15 protein-coding genes are annotated in these 17,671 nt (G+C 65.9%); 4 read left to right on the plus strand and 11 right to left on the minus strand.

Translation table 11 applies throughout. From position 1 onward, the window contains the following. Positions 1-8: 8 nt before the first annotated feature. From ACFQXB_RS10260 to iolG, 11 genes are all read right to left on the minus strand, one after another. A complete protein-coding gene (locus ACFQXB_RS10260; protein ID WP_377403050.1) occupies positions 9-992 on the minus strand; it encodes an ABC transporter ATP-binding protein in 984 nt (327 codons plus the stop codon). A gap of 599 nt (positions 993-1,591) precedes the next feature. Then, a complete protein-coding gene (gene iolB / locus ACFQXB_RS10265) occupies positions 1,592-2,386 on the minus strand; it encodes a 5-deoxy-glucuronate isomerase (protein WP_377403052.1) in 795 nt (264 codons plus the stop codon). A 170-nt stretch (positions 2,387-2,556) separates the two neighbouring features. After that, the gene (gene iolE, locus ACFQXB_RS10270) at positions 2,557-3,468 is read right to left on the minus strand and encodes a myo-inosose-2 dehydratase (RefSeq protein WP_377403054.1); all 912 of its coding nucleotides are present in this window, start codon (positions 3,466-3,468) and stop codon (positions 2,557-2,559) included. 7 nt (positions 3,469-3,475) lie between these two features. Continuing rightward, entirely contained in the window at positions 3,476-5,305 is a 1,830-nt protein-coding gene (gene iolD / locus ACFQXB_RS10275; protein WP_377403056.1) for a 3D-(3,5/4)-trihydroxycyclohexane-1,2-dione acylhydrolase (decyclizing), read from the minus strand. A gap of 61 nt (positions 5,306-5,366) precedes the next feature. Further along, the gene (locus tag ACFQXB_RS10280) at positions 5,367-7,283 is read right to left on the minus strand and encodes a bifunctional 5-dehydro-2-deoxygluconokinase/5-dehydro-2-deoxyphosphogluconate aldolase (protein WP_377403058.1); all 1,917 of its coding nucleotides are present in this window, start codon (positions 7,281-7,283) and stop codon (positions 5,367-5,369) included. After that, the gene (locus ACFQXB_RS10285; protein ID WP_377403060.1) at positions 7,270-8,379 is read right to left on the minus strand and encodes a Gfo/Idh/MocA family protein; all 1,110 of its coding nucleotides are present in this window, start codon (positions 8,377-8,379) and stop codon (positions 7,270-7,272) included. The genes ACFQXB_RS10280 and ACFQXB_RS10285 overlap by 14 nt, the downstream gene beginning before the upstream one ends. Continuing rightward, positions 8,379-9,155: an ATP-binding cassette domain-containing protein gene (locus ACFQXB_RS10290; protein ID WP_377403062.1), complete on the minus strand. Its 777-nt coding sequence runs from the start codon at positions 9,153-9,155 to the stop codon at positions 8,379-8,381. Before ACFQXB_RS10290 ends, ACFQXB_RS10285 begins: the two co-directional genes overlap by 1 nt. Position 9,156: 1 nt before the next feature. Further along, on the minus strand, positions 9,157-10,209 hold the full coding sequence (locus tag ACFQXB_RS10295; protein ID WP_377403635.1) for an ABC transporter permease: 1,053 nt from the start codon (positions 10,207-10,209) through the stop codon (positions 9,157-9,159). Between the two features lie 114 nt (positions 10,210-10,323). Further along, positions 10,324-11,247 (minus strand): sugar ABC transporter substrate-binding protein, encoded by a 924-nt coding sequence (locus ACFQXB_RS10300; RefSeq protein ID WP_377403064.1) that lies wholly within the window; start codon positions 11,245-11,247, stop codon positions 10,324-10,326. Between the two features lie 75 nt (positions 11,248-11,322). Continuing rightward, positions 11,323-12,129 carry a sugar phosphate isomerase/epimerase family protein gene (locus ACFQXB_RS10305; protein ID WP_377403066.1) on the minus strand — a complete coding sequence of 269 codons (807 nt, stop codon included), beginning with the start codon at positions 12,127-12,129 and terminating at the stop codon, positions 11,323-11,325. After that, the gene (gene iolG / locus ACFQXB_RS10310) at positions 12,122-13,138 is read right to left on the minus strand and encodes an inositol 2-dehydrogenase (protein WP_377403068.1); all 1,017 of its coding nucleotides are present in this window, start codon (positions 13,136-13,138) and stop codon (positions 12,122-12,124) included. The genes ACFQXB_RS10305 and iolG overlap by 8 nt, the downstream gene beginning before the upstream one ends. 134 nt (positions 13,139-13,272) lie before the next feature. Between iolG and ACFQXB_RS10315 the strand changes: the two genes are divergently transcribed. From ACFQXB_RS10315 to ACFQXB_RS10330, 4 genes are all read left to right on the plus strand, one after another. Then, the gene (locus tag ACFQXB_RS10315) at positions 13,273-14,283 is read left to right on the plus strand and encodes a LacI family DNA-binding transcriptional regulator (RefSeq protein ID WP_377403070.1); all 1,011 of its coding nucleotides are present in this window, start codon (positions 13,273-13,275) and stop codon (positions 14,281-14,283) included. Between the two features lie 482 nt (positions 14,284-14,765). After that, a complete protein-coding gene (locus ACFQXB_RS10320; RefSeq protein ID WP_377403072.1) occupies positions 14,766-15,929 on the plus strand; it encodes an ABC transporter ATP-binding protein in 1,164 nt (387 codons plus the stop codon). Then, positions 15,926-16,843 (plus strand): carbohydrate ABC transporter permease, encoded by a 918-nt coding sequence (locus tag ACFQXB_RS10325; RefSeq protein ID WP_377403074.1) that lies wholly within the window; start codon positions 15,926-15,928, stop codon positions 16,841-16,843. The genes ACFQXB_RS10320 and ACFQXB_RS10325 overlap by 4 nt, the downstream gene beginning before the upstream one ends. After that, positions 16,843-17,664 carry a carbohydrate ABC transporter permease gene (locus ACFQXB_RS10330; RefSeq protein ID WP_377403076.1) on the plus strand — a complete coding sequence of 274 codons (822 nt, stop codon included), beginning with the start codon at positions 16,843-16,845 and terminating at the stop codon, positions 17,662-17,664. Before ACFQXB_RS10325 ends, ACFQXB_RS10330 begins: the two co-directional genes overlap by 1 nt. The last annotated feature ends 7 nt before the right edge of the window (positions 17,665-17,671 follow it).

Raw genomic sequence — 17,671 nt, forward strand, 5'->3', positions numbered from 1 at the left:
GGTCCCGCTCACGCTTCGAGCAGATGCAGATCCGTCTCGTGCCAGCCGACGCGGACGGTGTGCCCTGGCTCGACGGGCGCAGCGAAAAAGGCCTCGTCGGGGACCATCGCAGTCAGTTCGGTGTCGCCGGGTCCGATCAGCCCGACCGCGACATGGGTTCCGAGGAATTCAAAGGATGTGACGGTTGCGTCCAGTCCTGCCCCGCCCGAAGGCACGATCCGCGTCCGGTCCGATCGCACCGCATGGCGGCGCCCGCCAAGGGCAATGACATTGTGTCCGCCCATGAACCGCGCCACGAATTCGGTTTTCGGCGCGTTGAACACGTCACGCGCGCTACCGGCCTGTTCGATCACGGCGTTGTTCATGATCACCACCTGATCAGCCAGGGCCATCGCCTCGTCCTGGCCATGGGTCACGTGGATGAAGGTGATGCCCAGTTCGCGCTGCAGCTTCTTCAGCTCGGTCCGCATCCGCGTGCGCAGGAAGGGGTCCAGCGCCGAGAGCGGCTCATCCAGCAACAGCACCTGCGGATCGGTAATGAGCGCCCGCGCCAGCGCGGCCCGCTGCTGCTGACCGCCCGAAAGCTGCGCCGGCAACCGCTGCGCGAGATGCGCCATCCCGACCAGATCCAGCAGTTCCTCGGCCTTGCGCTGGCGGGTGGCGCGATCGACCCCCTTCATCTTGAGGCTGAAGGCCACGTTGTCGAGCACCGTCATGTGTGGAAACAGCGCATAGCTTTGAAACATCATCGCCGTGCCGCGGCGCGCCGGTGGCAGGTGGGAAATATCCCGCCCCGCCAGCAGGATCGCCCCATCCGTGACACGTTCATGCCCGGCAATCATCCGCAGGGTCGAGGATTTGCCGCACCCGGACGGCCCCAGAAGGCAGACATAGGTTCCGGCTGGGAACAGATGACTGACGGCATCAACGGCCACGGCATCGCCGTAGCGTTTGGTGACAGAGACAAGTTCAAGGTCAAGTGGTGACCGCACCGGCCGATCTCCCTGGTTGTTCAGGGATAGCTGTCCGCAGGATCGGTCCCGCCGCCAGAATTTTGCGCAGTGCCCTCGCGGCGGAACCGGGGTTGTCAGAAAAAGCGCCTGTTTCGCGGCAGAGGAGACGGGTTTTTCATCACAGCGCAGATGGCCTGCTGCTGAGGGCGACTCCTCCTGCGCGCGCCGCAGGCTTTGGAGTGGCCGAGTTGCACAGGAAGAAGGGTGTGTCGGAGCATGTGCAGGCTGGGTGAGCGGGCCATGACCGCCTTCTGGCGCAAGCATCCCAGGGCCCTTGCCCGGCGGCAGGGGCGCGAAGCCAGCGAAAGCCGGGCGGCGCGCCACGGCGCGTGGTGCAGGCTGCTGATGTGTTCAGTGCAGCTGTTCAGGGTTTTCCGAAGACCGCGATTCACGGCAGCGCCCCCGGGCGCTCCGGTTGCGTCCTGCACAGGTGATGGCATCGGGGCAGCCCGGGCGCCGCCTGGAGTCGCTGCTGCCAGCACCAGATCATGTCCGCATGGCATTGTTTCTCGTGGGGCAGGCAGCGGCGCGACGATCGGACCGCCCGCGGGGGCGGCCCCGAGGCGATCGGGCAACGATCAGCCAATTCCTTCGACTTCGGGCGCGGCAACGAAGCGCCAGTTGCGACGGGGTCCTGCCATGACATTGAGGTAATAGAGTTCGAAGCCGTGCGGGGCACCACAGGGATGGTGGCCACGCGGCACAAGAACGACGTCGTGGTCGCGGACGGCCATCACCTCGTCGAGGCTACCGTCGTCGGTATAGACGCGTTGCACCGCCCAGCCATTGGCAGGGTTCAGGCGGTGGTAGTACGTTTCCTCGAGATAGGTGATGCGCGGAAAGTCATCCTCGTCATGACGATGGCTGGGATAGGAGGACCAGTTGCCGGCGGGGGTGAAGACCTCGGTCACCAGCAGGCTGTCGCAGTAATCCTCGGCCTCCATGGCGATGTTGTTGATCCAGCGCGTGTTTGACCCTTCACCGCGCTGTGTCAACGAGATGCCTTCGGGGCCGATGCGACGCGGCGGATGGCCGCCCCGCCCGGGCGCAGAGCAGATGGCGATGGTGCAATCCGTGACCGCCGTTGCCGTCCAGTTCTGGCCACCGGGCACATAAAGGCAATGCGGTGCCGTTTTCTCGAAGACATCCATCCGATCGCCCAGCACACCCCAATCCTGACCAGCGGCATGGAGGGCAGCCCTGCCTTCCACCATGACCAGAATCACCTCGCGCGAACCGGTGGCTTCGGCCACCCGGTCCCCGGCGCGCAGGCGGTGCAGAGCGAAGCCCACATACCGCCAACCGGCGTCGGCGGGGGTGATCCGATGCGTTTCGCCATGCCGGCCGAAGGGCCTTCTCAGCAATTCCGGCATCGTCCTGTCCTTTCCTGCTGCGTTCTTGTCTGTGATAATCCTGCCCTGCCGGCCCCGTCGAGGGGCCGGCAGGGCAGTCGGGGCTGACGCCCCTCCGGCACCCGGCCAACGGGTGCGTCAGGGGGCCCTCCGGTCGCTTCGCGCAGGGACAGCTGACGCCCCGATCAATCTCAGTCAGGTGCACGTGGATCGAGGCCCGCGATACGGGCCGCCTCGCGCAGCGCACGGAGCCCCATCGTCTGATATTTCAGCGGATTGCGTTGGACCGGATCCTGTTCAGCCTCGATTACCAGCCAGCCGTCATATCCCGCCTGAGCGAGGATCCGCAGCAATGGCACGAAATCGATCGCGCCTTCCGGATCCCCTGGAACAGTGAAGGCGCCGGCAAGAACACCCTGCAGGAACGAGAGGCGTTCAGCCCGCACCCTATCGCAGATCGGACGACGGATGTTCTTGGCATGGACATGCGCCACGCGCCCGACATGGCGTGCAAGCACCGCTGCCGGGTCGCCGCCGCCGAAGGCGCAATGACCGGCATCGAACAGCAGATGTGTCCGTGGTCCGGTGGCGGCCATGAAGGCGTCGATGTCCTCGGGGCTTTCGACCACGGTGCCCATGTGGTGATGATAGGCCAGCGTGATCCCCTGCGTGGCAAGGTAGTCCGCGAAGGCCTCGATCCTGGCGCCGAAGCTCGCCATTTCGGACGCGGAAAGCCGCGGCCGGTCGTTGACAGGCACATCCGGCCGTCCATGCACGGTGTTTGAACATTCGCAGGTGATGCAGACGCGGCAGTCATTGGCCTTCAGCCTGGCCAGATGCGGTTGCACCGCGGCGATTTCCTCCTCGAGCGAGCGTTCCAGAAGATGCGTCGAATACCAGCCAGATATGAAGCGCAGGCCGTATTCCCCCAGCAGCCGCTTCAAAGCCTGCGGATCCTCGGGCCAGCGATGGCCGTTCTCGATCCCGTCAAAGCCGATGAGCGGGCCCGCCTCGTGCAGGATCTGCCCGGTGGGGATATGGGCGCCGATGGACTGGTCATCGTCATTGGCCCAGGCAATGGGGTTGGTGCCGTATAGGATCATGTCTGCCTCAGTTGATCATGCTCTGCCGCGACGCCATCGCCAGATAGCGTGCATAGGCCTGTTTCGTCGCCTCGGACCCGCTGGCGGCAGGCACGGCGACATCCCACCAGTGGCCGGCGCCGCGCAGCCCCTCGCCGGGGCCGGGACGGGGGGTGGTTTCGACCACGATGACCGTGGGAATGTCGCGCTTCCGCGCTGCAGTGATGGCGGCCTCAAGCGCCGGAATGTCACCGGCACGGACCGCATGCGCCCCCATGCTGGCGGCATGGGCCACGTAGTCTATTTCGGGCTGCGTCTCGATCCGGCAGTCAGCATAGAGATTGTTGAAGGGCGCCCCGCCGCACCCCTGCTGCAGCCGGTTGATGCAGCCGAAGCCGCGGTTGTCGGTAAGGATCACCGTGAAGGGGATGCGGCGCATGACGGCCGTGGCCAGTTCGCTGTTGGCCATCATGTAACTGCCATCGCCCACAAAACACAGAACCTCGCGGTCCGGGCGGGCCAGCTTCAACCCCATGGCCCCGGCGATTTCATAGCCCATGCAGCTGTAGCCATATTCCATGTGATAGCCGCCCGGAGACGCCTGCCACAAGAGCTTGAGCGCCCCGGGCATCGTGCCTGCCGCGCACATCGCGATGGCATCGCCGGCCGCGCGCTGCGCCGCGCCGATGACCTGCGCATCCGTTGGCAGGCCGGGCTCCGAAGGGGCCGCGCAATGGGCATCGACCGCTGCGAGCCAGTCTGCCCGCGCCGCCGCGTCCACACCGAAATGACGTTCCCCGAGCAGCTTTCCAAGCTGCTCGAGCGCGATGCGTGCATCGGCGATCAGCGTCACCGCGCCATGCTTGGCCGCATCCCAGGGCTGGACATTGATGCCCAGCAGTCGCGCCTGCGGAAAGAGCGTGCGCGAACCGGTCGTGAAATCCTGCAACCGGGTGCCAATGGCAATGACCAGATCCGCAGCGCCCACCGCCGCATTGGCCGCGGCCGAGCCATCCACCCCGGCAGCGCCCAGGTTCATCGGATGTGCCTGCGCCAGTGCCGACTTGCCGGCCTGGGTTTCGATCACCGGGATCTCGTATCGCTGCGCGAATTCAGCGAGCGCGGCCTCGGCCCCGGAATAGACCACGCCACCGCCGCAGATGATGACCGGCGAGCGCGCCTTTTCGATCAGCGCCACCGCCTCGGCCAGTTCGGCCGGATCGGGCGCAGGCCGGCGGATGCGCCAGACGCGCGGCGCAAAGAAAGCCTCGGGCCAGTCGAAGGCCTCGGCCTGCACGTCCTGACAGAAGGCAAGGCAGACCGGCCCGCATTCGGCCGGATCGGTCATCACCCGCAACGCACGCGGCAGCGCCGACAAAAGCTGTTCCGGCCGGGAGATGCGGTCGAAATAGCGCACCACCGGGCGGAAGCAGTCGTTCGCGCTGACCGTGCCATCGCCGAAATCCTCGACCTGTTGCAGAACCGGATCGGGGCGGCGCGAGGCAAAGACATCGCCGGCAATGAACAGCACCGGCAGCCGGTTCACATGCGCAAGGGCGGCCGCCGTGACCATATTGGTCGAACCCGGCCCGATCGAGGCGGTCACCGCCTGTGCCCGCCGCCGGGCGGCGCCCTTGGCGAAAGCGATCGCCGCATGGGCCATGGTCTGTTCATTCTGGCCGCGCCAGGTGGGCAGCGCATCGCCGATGCCGTGAAGTGCCTCGCCCAGCCCCGCGACATTGCCATGGCCGAAGATCGCCCAGACCCCGTCGATGAACCGCTCGCCCTCTTCGGTCATCTGCACCGAAAGCCAGCGCACCATCGCCTGCGCCGCCGTCAACCGGATTGTTTCGCTCATCGTTTCATCCCTTCCGGCCGGGCCCGCGCCCGCCCCCCAAGTATTCGACGGTCATGGCCGTTCATGCCGCGGCACGGGCGGCAAGCCGCGCCCGATCCCAGTGCCCGCACAAGCGCTGAAAACGCGCTGCCATCTCGGCCACAGCCGCATCATCGCTCAGGCGCCCTGCGAACCATTCACGGGCCACGGCGCCGAAGATCGTCCGTCCGACCGCAAAGCCCCGCACCAGCGGAAAGGCCGCCGCCACTGCGAAACTTGCGGCCAGGTCCTCTTCGGTGGCGTCGAGCCCCAGCACCACGATCCCGCGCGTGTGCCGGTCGTGATCCTCGATCGCGGCGATGGCTTTCTGCCAGGCGGCGGTACTGGCCAGGGGCTCCAGCTTCCACCAGTCGGGATAGATCCCGGCGGCATAGAACTGGCGGATCAACTGGGCTGTCGTCTCCTCGTCCACCGGACCGACCTTCGACGGGATGATCTCGAGCAGGAAGTCGAGCCCGTTGCGGCGCGCGGCCGTGAACAGGCGCAGGACCGTTGCCTCCTGCGCCGCGCGCAGCGCCGCATCGTCCCGAGGGTGACAGAAGCAGAGCACCTTGACCACGTTTTCCCGCGCCCATTCGCCAAGGCCGCCGCAATCCGGCCCCAGCTCCGGCTCGAGCGCCAGAGGGCGTGAGCCCGGCCATTCCGCGGGCCGCCCGATCCAGAGCCCGCTGCCGCTGGCGCGCTGCAGCGCCGCGCGTCCGATGCGATTGTCGCACAGGATACCATGGCCGCCCCTGCCCGCCGCGACCCTTAGGGCCGCATCAAGGCACAGCTGCTTGAAGGCTCCGCCCCGCGCAGGGCTGTAGCCATCCATCTCTTCAAGCTGCGCGCGGTGGTCGAAGGCAAAGACACGCATTGTGGTCCAGTCGCCGCCGGTGCGTCCCTGGCGGTTGGTGGCCCAGTGGATCTGCTCCAGATCCCGGTCGTTGCGCAGATCGGGCCGGGCCACACCACGGTTCAGGAAGAAGTCCAGCTCCTCAAGCGAGGGATAGGCGGGCGTACACCCGTGCCGGCTGACGGCGAAGGCGCCACAGGCATTGGCATATTCCAGCGCCTTCGGCCAGGGCTCGCCGTCCAGCCAGCCCTTCAGGAGCCCCGAGAAGAACCCGTCGCCCGCCCCCAGCACGTTGAAGACCTCGATCGGGAAGCCCGGCCCCTGCTCGCCACTGTCCCAGCCGTCAATCGTGCCTGTAAAGGCCACCGCCCCCGCGGCGCCGCGCTTGCAGACCAGCACCGCATCGCTGACCGCCCGCACCGCGCGCAAGGCGTCCAGCGTGTCGGTGGTGCCGCCAGCGATGTGAAATTCCTCTTCGGTGCCGACGATCAGATCGAAAAGATGCAGGGTCGCCTGCAGTCGCGCCGTCACCGCCCGGCTTTCGACAAAACGGCTTTCGCCGTCACCATGTCCTGCAAGGCCCCAGAGGTTCGGGCGATAATCGATATCGAGCGCGGTCTGCGCGCCATGTTTCCGCGCAAGATGCAGCGCCTTAATCACCGCGGCCTCGGTGCGCGGGTGGCTGAGATGCGTGCCCGTTGCCAGGACGCAACGCGACTGGGAGATCAGCCCTTCGTCGATATCATCCGCCGACAGTGCCATGTCGGCGCAGTTTTCGCGGTAGAAGATCAGCGGAAAGCTGTCCTGGTCCCGAATACCCAGGATGACCAGCGCGGTCAGCCGCGCGGGGTCGGTGGTGACACCGCGCACGTCCACACCCTCGCGCAGCAACTGCTCGCGGATGAAGCGGCCCATATGTTCGTCCCCCACCCGCGTGATGACCGCAGAGCGCAGCCCCAGGCGCGCCGTTCCGCAGGCTATGTTGGTCGGGCTGCCGCCGATGTATTTGGCGAATGACCCCATGTCCTCGAGCCGGCCGCCAACCTGCTGGCCATAAAGATCGACCGAGCTTCGACCGATGGTGATCACGTCAAGCTGCTTCATGCGCGGCCTCCTGCAGGCTGACGGGCCGGCCGTTTGACACGGCCATGGCGTGGATGACACGTTCGATCTGCACCCCTTCGGCAAAGCCCGGTGCGGCAGGCGCCCGCCCTTCGATGGCACGGATCAGGGCGTGACATTCCACGACTTTCTGTTCGTTGAAACCGAAGTTATGGCCAGGCGCGGGGCAGAAGGCCGCGAAATCAGGCTGCTCGGGGCCGCTCAGATGGCGCGTGAAACCGGCTTCTCCGGCGCGGTGCACCCAAAGTTCGTTCATGTTCTCCTGATCGAAGACCAGTGTTCCCGCGCTGCCGTGGATTTCCCATTGCAGCCGGCACTTGCGCCCGCGTGCCACGCGCGAGGTTGCAAAGGATCCCTGTGCGCCGCTGGCAAATCGGATCAACGCCAGCGCGCTGTCCTCGTTCTCGACCGCGCGCGGACCCTCGGGCGAGGGGCGCATCGGCACCGCGATCTGGGTCATCGCGGTGATTTCGGCCACGGGACCCATGAGCGCAACCATGACGCTGACCAGATGGCAACCCAGATCACCCAGCGCACCGAGCCCCCCGTCTGCATGCGTCATCCGCCACGACCAGGGCAAAGCCGGGTCGGCGGAATAATCCTCGTCATAGACACCACGGAACGCGAGCGGCCGCCCGATATCGCCCGCAGCAATCATCGCCCGCGCGGCCTGGAAAGCGGGGCTGCGCAGGTAGTTGTAGCCCAGCAGGGTTACCTGACCGGGCCGTTCGGCGGCCAGTTCGGCCATGGCCTGCGCATCCTCAAGCGTCAGCGCCATCGGTTTTTCGAGCCAGACATGCTTGCCCGCACGCAGGGCGGCCTCGGCCATGGTGCGGTGCAGGCCGTTCGGGGTGGTGATGCTGACGACATCGACGGACGGATCGGTCACAGCCGCCCGCCAGTCCGTCGTGGTGCGGGCAAAGCCGAAGGCCCGGGCGAGGTCGGAGACATCCGCCACATCCGCCAGCATCTCGAGCCGGGGCGGCACGCCGCCGAACACGGTCGCCACGTTGCGCCACGCCATCGCGTGGCATTTGCCCATGAACCCCGTGCCGATCAGCGCAACACCAAGAGACATCACACCGTTCCCCCAAGGCTGCCTTCCAGCTGCGCCAGTTCCTGCCCCCCGGCCATCAGATCCTGCAGTTCCATCGCGTCGATTTCGCCCTTCAGGGCCGTGCCCAGGGTCTGGCCCCGGTTCAGCACCGTGAAGCGGTCGCCCACCGCAAGCGCGTGACGCACATTGTGGCTGATGAAGACCACGCCTACCCCCTGCGCCCGGACCCGCGCGATGGTTGCCAGCACGTTCGAGGTCTGGCGCACGCCGAGCGCGCTGGTCGGTTCATCGAGGATCAGCACCTTGGCCCCGAAATACACCGCCCGCGCAATGGCCACCGTCTGCCGCTCGCCCCCCGAGAGGGTCCCCACCGCCTGATCGGGTCCGCGCAGGTTGATGCCCATTTCGTGCATCTTCTCCATCGTGATCCGGTTCGCGGTCGCGATGTCGAACCGCTTGATGAACCGGCCCTTGGTCGGTTCGCGGCCCATGAAGAAATTGCGGGTCACGCTCATCAGCGGGATCATGGCCAGATCCTGAAAGACGGTGGCTATGCCCGCCTCCATCGCGTCGCGCGGGCTGGAAAAGGCCATGGGGCGGCCTTCGAAGGTGATCGAACCCGCGGTCGGCTTGTGAACGCCCGACATCGTCTTGATGAAGGTCGATTTTCCGGCGCCGTTGTCGCCCAGAAGGCAATGGCATTCGCCCGGGCGCACGTCGAAGGTCACTCCGTTCAGCGCGATGACATTGCCGAAGTGCTTCTTGATGTTCTCCATCCGGAGGATCGGTTCGGACATCTCAACGTTCCCCTGTCACGCGCTTGCGGATCGCATTGTTGAACACGACGGCCAGCAGCAACATGCCCCCCAGGAAGACCTGAAACCAATCCTGATCGAAGCTCGTGTAGGTCAGCCCGATGGTGACCATGCCGAAGATGATCGCGCCGAAGAAAGCGCCGATGGCGGATCCGTAGCCCCCGGTCAGCAGGCAGCCGCCGATGACCGCGGCGATGATCGCCTCGAATTCCTTCATGAAGCCGCGCCGTGCATCGGTCGATCCGGTATCGATCACGGTGATGATGGCAACCAGGGCAGCGGCACAGGCGGTCAGCATGAACAGCGCGATCTTGACGCGCCACACCGGCACGCCGGAATTGCTGGCAGCGTTCCTGTCGCCGCCGGTCGCAAAGATCCAGTTGCCGGCCGGCGTGCGCAACAGCACGAAGGTCGCAACCACCGCAAAGCCCACGAACCAGAGGATGGAAACCGGCACGCCCGGAACCGCGGGCGCCCCCGATGCAAGTCTGGCAATCCAGCCCTGTTCGGCCATCCAGCGGAACAAACCCCCGAAGGCGTGGCCCGAAAAGATCGGGGCAAGCCAGTCCGCGGCAACCGCGTCCCGCACACCGCGCAACTGGGTGGCGCCGCCGGTGAACATCTTCAACCCGACCAGCGATGCTCCGCGCAGGATGAACAGGAACGCCAGCGTAACGATGAAACTGGGCAGGCCGGTTCGGATCACGATCATGCCGTTCAGCGCGCCCACGATGGCGGCAAAGACCATCGTCAGCGGGATTGCCGCGATCAGCGGCAGGTCCATGTTGACGACCAGGACCGCAAAGACCATGCCGGCGAAGGCAACCATGGAGCCGATCGACAGATCGAATTCACCGGCGATCATCAACATGGCGGCGGCAATCCCCAGGATACCCAGCTGTGCGGCGGGCGTCATGAAGTTCATGATCCCGGCGAGGGTGAACATGGCCGGGCTGGCCGTGACCATGAAGAAGATGGTGACAAGGATCACGCCGCCGATCGCCCCCAGTTCCGGGCGTCTCATCAGGCGTGTCATCACGGATTCGGTCTTGATCCGCTCGTCCACGGAAAAGCTGGCACTGTCAGCCACGGTCGGTTCCCCCCTTGATATCGTTTCCGATGGGGCGGGCGCAGGCCCGCCCCGCCCGGATCAGCGGATGCCCTGGGCAGACAGCTCGATCACCTGTCCGGCGGTGTCCTGCGTCACCAGATTGGGGCCAGACGGCACGTCGCCACCCGGCATCAGGCCGTATTCGGCATGAAGTGCCAGGAAGGCGACCGGCAGATAGCCTTGCAGATACTGCTGCTGGTCGATGGCAAAGGCCGCACGCCCCTCGGATACCGCTTCCAGAAAGCCGGCAGAAAGGTCGAAGGTCGCGACCAGCACGTCATCACGGCCGAGCGCTTCGACAGCGGCGATCGACGGCTCCCCCACGAGGCTCGCGCTGAGGCCAAGCACCGCGTTCACCTCGGTGTCGGATTCAAGTGCGGCACGGACGCGGGATTGCACCTCGGTCGGATCGTTCTGCGTCGGCACCACATTGACCGGACCGCCGAACCCTTCGGCAAAGCCCGCGCAACGCTGGTCAAGGCTGACGTTTCCGACCTCCTGGTTCACGCAGATCGCCTTGGTTCCGCCCATCTCGGCCAGCCTTTCGCCTGCGGCACGGCCCGCGTCATACTCTGACTGCCCGACATGCAGCAAAACCCCGAGTTCGGCGGCGACGTCTCCGCCCGAATTCATCGAGATCACCGGGATCCCGGCCTCGACTGCGCGGCGGATCGAGGGCCCAAGCGCATCCGCATCCGGGATCGAGACGACAAGCCCCGCCGGTTGCTGGTTCACGGCGGCATCGATCAGCTGGCTCATCGCCACCATGTCGAAGACTTCCGGCGCACGGAAATCGACATTGGCGCCGGTATGCTCGCCCGCCAGTGCGGCGCCGTTCTTGACGACCGACCAGAACGGGTCGTTTGCCTGGCCATGGGCCACGACGATGATGTTCTGCGCCATTGCGGGCGCTGCCAGCGCCATCAGTGCGGCAGTGGCGGCTGCGGTGGTGAATTTGGTCATGTCTTTCCTCCCTTTTTGGTTACGCTCGCGGCGGTCCCGCCAGCGTCGTCCGGCGCGCCCCGGGCGCGCGGATTCCTAGTGGCCCATCTCCCTGATCCGGGTAACCGACCGGGCAAGCATCTCTTCAAGCCGGTCCCGATAGCCTGCGCCCTTGTCGGTGTTGAACGGGTCGGGTCCGGGCGCGGCCGGCTCGACAATCATCGGGCCATCATAGCCGATGGCGTCGAGTGCCGCGAACTGGGACGCGAAATCGCAATGGCCGTCGCCCACCGCGCCGCGATTGCTGTCGGCCAGGTGGTAAAGCCCGATCCGGCTGCCCCCATCGCGCAAGGCGGCCGCAGGATCGGCCTCCTCGATGTTCATGTGATAGGCATCAGGAAGCAGGAAAAGGTTCGGCGCCCCCACACGGTCAAGCAAGGCAAGGCCCTCGGCCACGGTGCGCACCTGATGGCTTTCGTAACGGTTGAGGATCTCGAACACCACCATCCTGCCCCCGGCCCAGTCGCAGATCCGTGCCACGCTTTCGGCGAGGATCGCATCCTCCTCGGTCTGGGTCGAGACAGGGCGGATCCGCTGCACAAGTCCGTGGCAGCCAATCCGTGCGTCATGGCCCAGGGCCGCGACCCAATCCACGAGCTGGCGATAGTAGCCCAGCCCGGCCTCCCGGATCGCCGCATCAGGATGGCTGACATCGGCGTCCCCCGGCGTGACGGACACGATCCCGAGACCGGCATCGCGAAAGATGCGCCCGGCTTCGACCGGATCCAGCGACAGATCGCCATGGATCTCGACCGCCTGCAGTCCGCAGCGCGCACCGCGCGCGGCGGTCACGGCAAGCGGTTCGCCCCCGAAGATCCAGCTGCAGAACCCGATGTCACGCATCACCGGCCCCAAGCATCGCGGCCGTGATCTCGACCGTAACGCCCCCGACAAGCGCGCGCGCCGCAGCTTCCGCACAGGCAAGCGCGGCCACGCCCTCGCGCAGCGTCACAGGCATCGGCGCCCCTTGCGTCAGGGCATCAAGAAAGGCCTGCCATTCGATCTCGTAGGCACGCATGTAGCGTTCGAGGAAGAAATGCACGGGCTTAGCCGCCACCGCGCCCTGTGGCGTGACTTTCTGAACGGTGTTTTCCAACACGTTCTGCGCCGACAGCAACCCGCCCGACCCCAGCAGTTCCAGCCGCTGGTCATAGCCATAACCCGCCCGGCGTGAATTCTTGATGACTGCGATGCGCCCGTCGGCCCAGACCATCGTGACCACCGCCGTATCGATATCACCCGCCGTGCCGATCGCGGGATCGACCAGCGCCGCACCATGTGCCGTGACACGCGCAGGCGGGCCGCCGAAAATCCAGCAAGCCATGTCGAAATCATGGATCATCATGTCTCGGAACAGCCCGCCGGAAACCTTGATGTATTCGACGGGCGGCGGCGCCGGATCATAGGAGGTAATCGACAACAGCTCGCCCTTGCCGATCTCGCCTGCCTCGAAGGCGGCCTTGAGGGCGGCGAAATTCGGATCGAAGCGCCGGTTGAAGCCGATCATGACCGGGCGCCCGGTCGCTTCGGCCGCCGCCAGTGTGGCAAGCGCACGATCAAGCGAAAGGTCCACGGGCTTTTCGCACAGCACGGCCTTGCCCGCGGCAGTGGCGCGCGTGATCAGATCGGAATGGGTGTCGGTCGAGGTGGCGATCAGCACCGCGTCGATTGTGGGATCCGCAATGACGGCCTCAACGCTGCACGACTCGGCCCCGATCTCTGCCGCAAGCGTATCGGCGGCCGCGGCATTCACATCCGCCACTGCCGCCACGCGGCACTGACGCGACGCGGTCATGGATCTGGCATGGACCTGACCAATACGGCCAGCGCCCAGCAACGCCACCTTCAGCATGAATCTTCCTCCCAGCATCGTCCGTTCGACGACGTCAGGAGCACGCTGCACCACATTGCACGCGCGTGCAAGAAAAAACTGCACGCGCGTGCAATGTGCTTTCGGACGTCTGCCGGGCAAGCTAGTCTGCAGCGATGGACGAGGCTTCAAACACATCCGGCGTGGTGACCGCCGATGACGTAGCGGCGGCAGCCGGCGTATCGCGGTGGACCGTCGCACGCGCCTTCAAGAAGGATGCATCCATTTCGCGCCAAAGCCGCGAACGCGTCCTGGCGGCGGCCGAGGCCCTAGGTTATGCACCGGACCTTCTGGCTTCGGGACTGGCATCGGACAGGTCGTCGCTGGTTGCAATCATCACCAACGATTTCAACAACCCGCACAAGCTTGTGCTGCTGGAACGTCTGACGCGTATCCTCTGGAGCGCGGGCTGGGGCACCCTTCTCGTGCACATGTCCGACAGCGACGATGCCTCGGCGGCGCTGATGGCGGCAAGCCAGCGCCGCGTCGATGCGGCGGTGGTGATCGGGACGCGGTTCGACGACCGCATTCTCGGCACGGCGCTGGGGGCGCGCCGGCTGAAGAAGCTGGTGGTCTTTGCGCGCTACAGTCAGAATCCCAATACGCTGGTCATCGCCTGCGACGACACTATCGCCATGCGCCAGATCGCCGATCATCTGCTGGAGGGCGGGTATCGCCGGCCGGTGTTCGTTGCCGGCCCCGACACCCAATCCGCCAAGCTGCATCGCAAGACAGCATTCGAAGCCTATTGGCGCGAACGCACCGGCACCGCGGTGCCGGTTGTTCACGCCGAAGCCTATGACTTCGGCCCGGCCATTGCCCGGGTGACCGAGCTTCTGACGGCAACGCCCCGCGCCGACCATCCGGATGTGCTGGTCTGTGAAAACGACATCATCGCCATCGGGGCGATGGACGCGATTCGCTACAAGCTGGGCCTGCGCGTACCCGAAGACATCGCGGTCACCGGCTTTGACGACATTCCGCTCTCGTCCTCGCCGGCTTATCAGCTGACGACCTATCGTCAGCCGATCACCCTGATGGCCCAGAAGCTGCTTGAGGTTCTGAACGGCAAGCTGTCCGAGGATGTGTTCCTCGAAGGCCGCTTTGTCACGCGCAGCTCGGCCTGAGGCCGGTTTCGGGATTATGCCTTCGTGTTGTGCTGCAAGGCCCGTCAGGACGATGATTGTCGTCCCCTGCCAGGCAGGTGGATGAGTCACCCCGCACGGGCGCAGGGGCAAGCCGCGCAAGGACGCAGATGCGCAAGACCGGCGGCTTGGGGCTGAGGCACGCAGCTTGGCCGGAAAGCCCTCAGGCGCCGTGCATCCGGGCCTCTCCTGCGCCACGCGCCTCCGAACCGCCAGACGTCCGAGGGCTTCGGCCTGACCCTCGCGCGGCGCCCTCGCAACCGGGGTAGTCGGCTGGCATCGCGTCAGGCGGCGCACAGGAGCGGCATGCGCCCCTCGCCGCACCCGCGAACGGCGCCGACGTCCCACAAGGCCCAGAGGGGTTTCCGTAGGGCCGAAACCCGATCGTGATGAAAACTTCGCGATCCTGTCACGTCACTGTCGTGATCTGCGGCAATTGAAGGCGCTCAGAAAAGGAGCGTTACATGGGCCACAGATCCTGCGACCTGGCGCTGGAGCTTTCGTCGATCACCAAGGGATTTGGCGGCGCACAGGTCCTGAAGGGCATCGACCTCGCCGTCCGGAACGGGGAGTTCCTGTCGCTGGTGGGCATGTCGGGATGCGGCAAATCCACCCTGCTGCGCATCATTGCCGGGCTCGAGTCGCCGGATCAGGGCCGGCTGATGATTGGCGGCCGTGACGTGACCGATGTGGATCCCGCAGACCGCAACCTTGCGATGGTCTTCCAGTCCTACGCGCTTTACCCGCACATGACCGTGCGCGAAAACATCGCAACCCCGCTGCGGATGCGGCGGTTGCGGATGGCTGCACGTCTGCCGCTGGTCGGGCGGCTGGTGCCGGGACGGGCGGCGGTGCTGCGGGATATCGACGACGCGGTGAAGAAAGCAGCCGAGGTCCTGCAGATCGCGCCGCTGCTGGGCCGCAAGCCCGGCCAGCTTTCGGGCGGCCAGCGGCAGCGGGTGGCGCTGGCCCGGGCGCTGGTGCGCGATCCGGCGGCCTTCCTCATGGACGAGCCCTTGTCGAACCTCGACGCAAAGCTGCGCGCCCATATGCGCGAAGAGCTTGCGGCACTGCACCGCCGGCTGGGCACGACTTTCCTTTACGTGACGCATGATCAGGTCGAGGCGATGACCATGTCGGACCGGATCGCGCTGATGGAAGGCGGGCAGATCATGCAGCTTGGCACGCCCTCCGAGCTTTACGAGCGTCCGGCCAACCTGACGGTGGCCCGCTTCATCGGCACGCCGGCGATGAACCTTCTTCCCGCCGAGGTGGATGGCGGCGGGCGTATCCGGCTTCCTGGCCTTGCCACGCGCCTTGCCGCACAGGGCGATCGGGGTGCCCTTCTGCCTGGGCCGGTGACGCTGGGCCTGCGGGCCGAGGATCTGCATCTTGCGCCGGGCGGCCTTCCGGCACGGGTGATCCGCGCCGAGCAGCATGGCGCCGACCGGTATCTCACGCTTGAAATTCCAGGCTGCACGCGCCTTGTCATGCGCCAGTATGCGGGCGATGCCGGCATCGGCGCCGAGGCCAGTGTCGAGATCGGCTTTGCGGCCGAACGGGCGCATGTGTTCGATGCCGCGGGCCAGCGCTGCATCACCTTCGTGACGGAAGGCGTCGCGGCATGACGATCACGTCGATTGATGGTCCCGCACATATCTCGCGGCGATCCCGGCGGGACCGGAAGGTGATCCTGCGCGGGCTTCTGTTTGCAACCCCGGCCGCGCTTCTGCTTCTGGCCATCTATATCATCCCGATTCTTGTGCTGGCGGGCTTCAGCCTCACCGACTACCGGCTGGGCGCCCTGTCATGGCGCTTCACAGGGATCGACAATTTCACGCGCGCCTTCAGGGATCCGGTCTTTCTGCGGGCGCTGACGAACACGCTGATCTATGCCGCGCTGGTCATTCCCCTGGGCATCGGCCTCGCGCTTGGCGTGGCGCTTCTGGTGCAGGGCCGCCGCCGCAGCCGCGCCTTCTGGGAGGCCGCCTATTTCCTGCCCGTGACCGCGACGCTGGTTGCCATGGCAACGGTGTGGCAGTTCCTGCTGCACCCTTCGCTTGGCCCGGTGAACGCGGCCATCCGCGCCCTTGGCTTCGAGCCGGTCTCGTTCCTGGGCCAGCCCGCGCTTCTGATCCCCACGATGGCAATCATCGGCATCTGGCAGGTGCTGGGCTTCAACATGGTGCTGTTCCTGGCCGGGCTGACCGCGATCCCCCGCGACCTGACCGAGGCGGCGCGGCTTGACGGTGCGCGCCATCCCATCGACCGCTTCCTGACCGTCACCTGGCCGATGCTGGGACCGACGACGATGTTTGTCGTGGTGACCACTTCGATTTCCGCCTTCAAGGTCTTCGAACAGGTGGCGGTGCTGACCAAGGGGCGGCAGGGGTCCGAAACGCTGCTCTATGCCATCTATCTTGAAGGCTTCGAATATGCCGAAACCGGCTATGCCGCTGCGCTGACGCTGGTGTTTCTCGCGCTCGTGCTGGTTCTGTCCATCGGCCAGACCTTCGGGCTTGACCGGAAGGTGCATTACTGATGCCGCTTCTGCGCCGTTACACTCCTCATCTGGTGCTGGCGCTTGGCGCGGCCGTGATGTTGCTGCCGTTCTACTGGATGGTGCTGACTTCGCTCCGTTCCCCGGCCGAAATCTTCGATATCTCGCTCTGGCCCATCCCGCAGGAATTTTCCGCCCCCCGGAACTATGGCCGTGCCACCGATATCGTGCCGATGGCGCGCTTCATGCTGAACGGGGTCATCGTCTGCGCGGGCATCCTGATCGTGCAGGTGCTGACGGCGGTGCCTGCGGCCTATGCTCTGGCCAAGCTGCGGTTCCCGGGGCGACGGCTGATGTTCGCGCTGGTGGTTGCCGCGCTCTGCGTGCCGATGCAGGCGCTGGCGCTGCCGCTGTTCGTGGGGTTGGCCAAGGCGAAGCTGCTGAACACCTATTTCGCGCTGATGGCGCCGTTCTTCCTGTCGGTCTTCGCGATTTTCCTCTTCCGACAGTCCTTCCGTTCCTATCCTGACGAAATCATCGAGGCCGCGCGCCTCGACGGGTTCTCGGAACTGGAGATCTGCTGGCGGCTGGTGCTGCGCGGCTCGCTTCCCGTTCTGGCGGCCTTTTCCATCTTTTCGGTCGTGGCGCATTGGAATGACCTCTACTGGCCGCTGATCGTGGTGCGCGACACCGCCCTGGCGCCGCCGCCGCTGGGAATGCTGTATTTCTCGGATGCGGAATCGGGCGCGGATTACGGCGCGCTGATGGCCGGCGCCACGATCATCACCGCGCCGATGGTGCTGTGCTTCCTGCTGGCGCGGCGCCACTTCATCGCCGGCATCACCATGACCGGCATCAAATGACACCTCC

The sequence above is a fragment of the Halodurantibacterium daqingense genome (assembly GCF_042666235.1).
GTDB lineage: Bacteria > Pseudomonadota > Alphaproteobacteria > Rhodobacterales > Rhodobacteraceae > Halodurantibacterium > Halodurantibacterium daqingensis.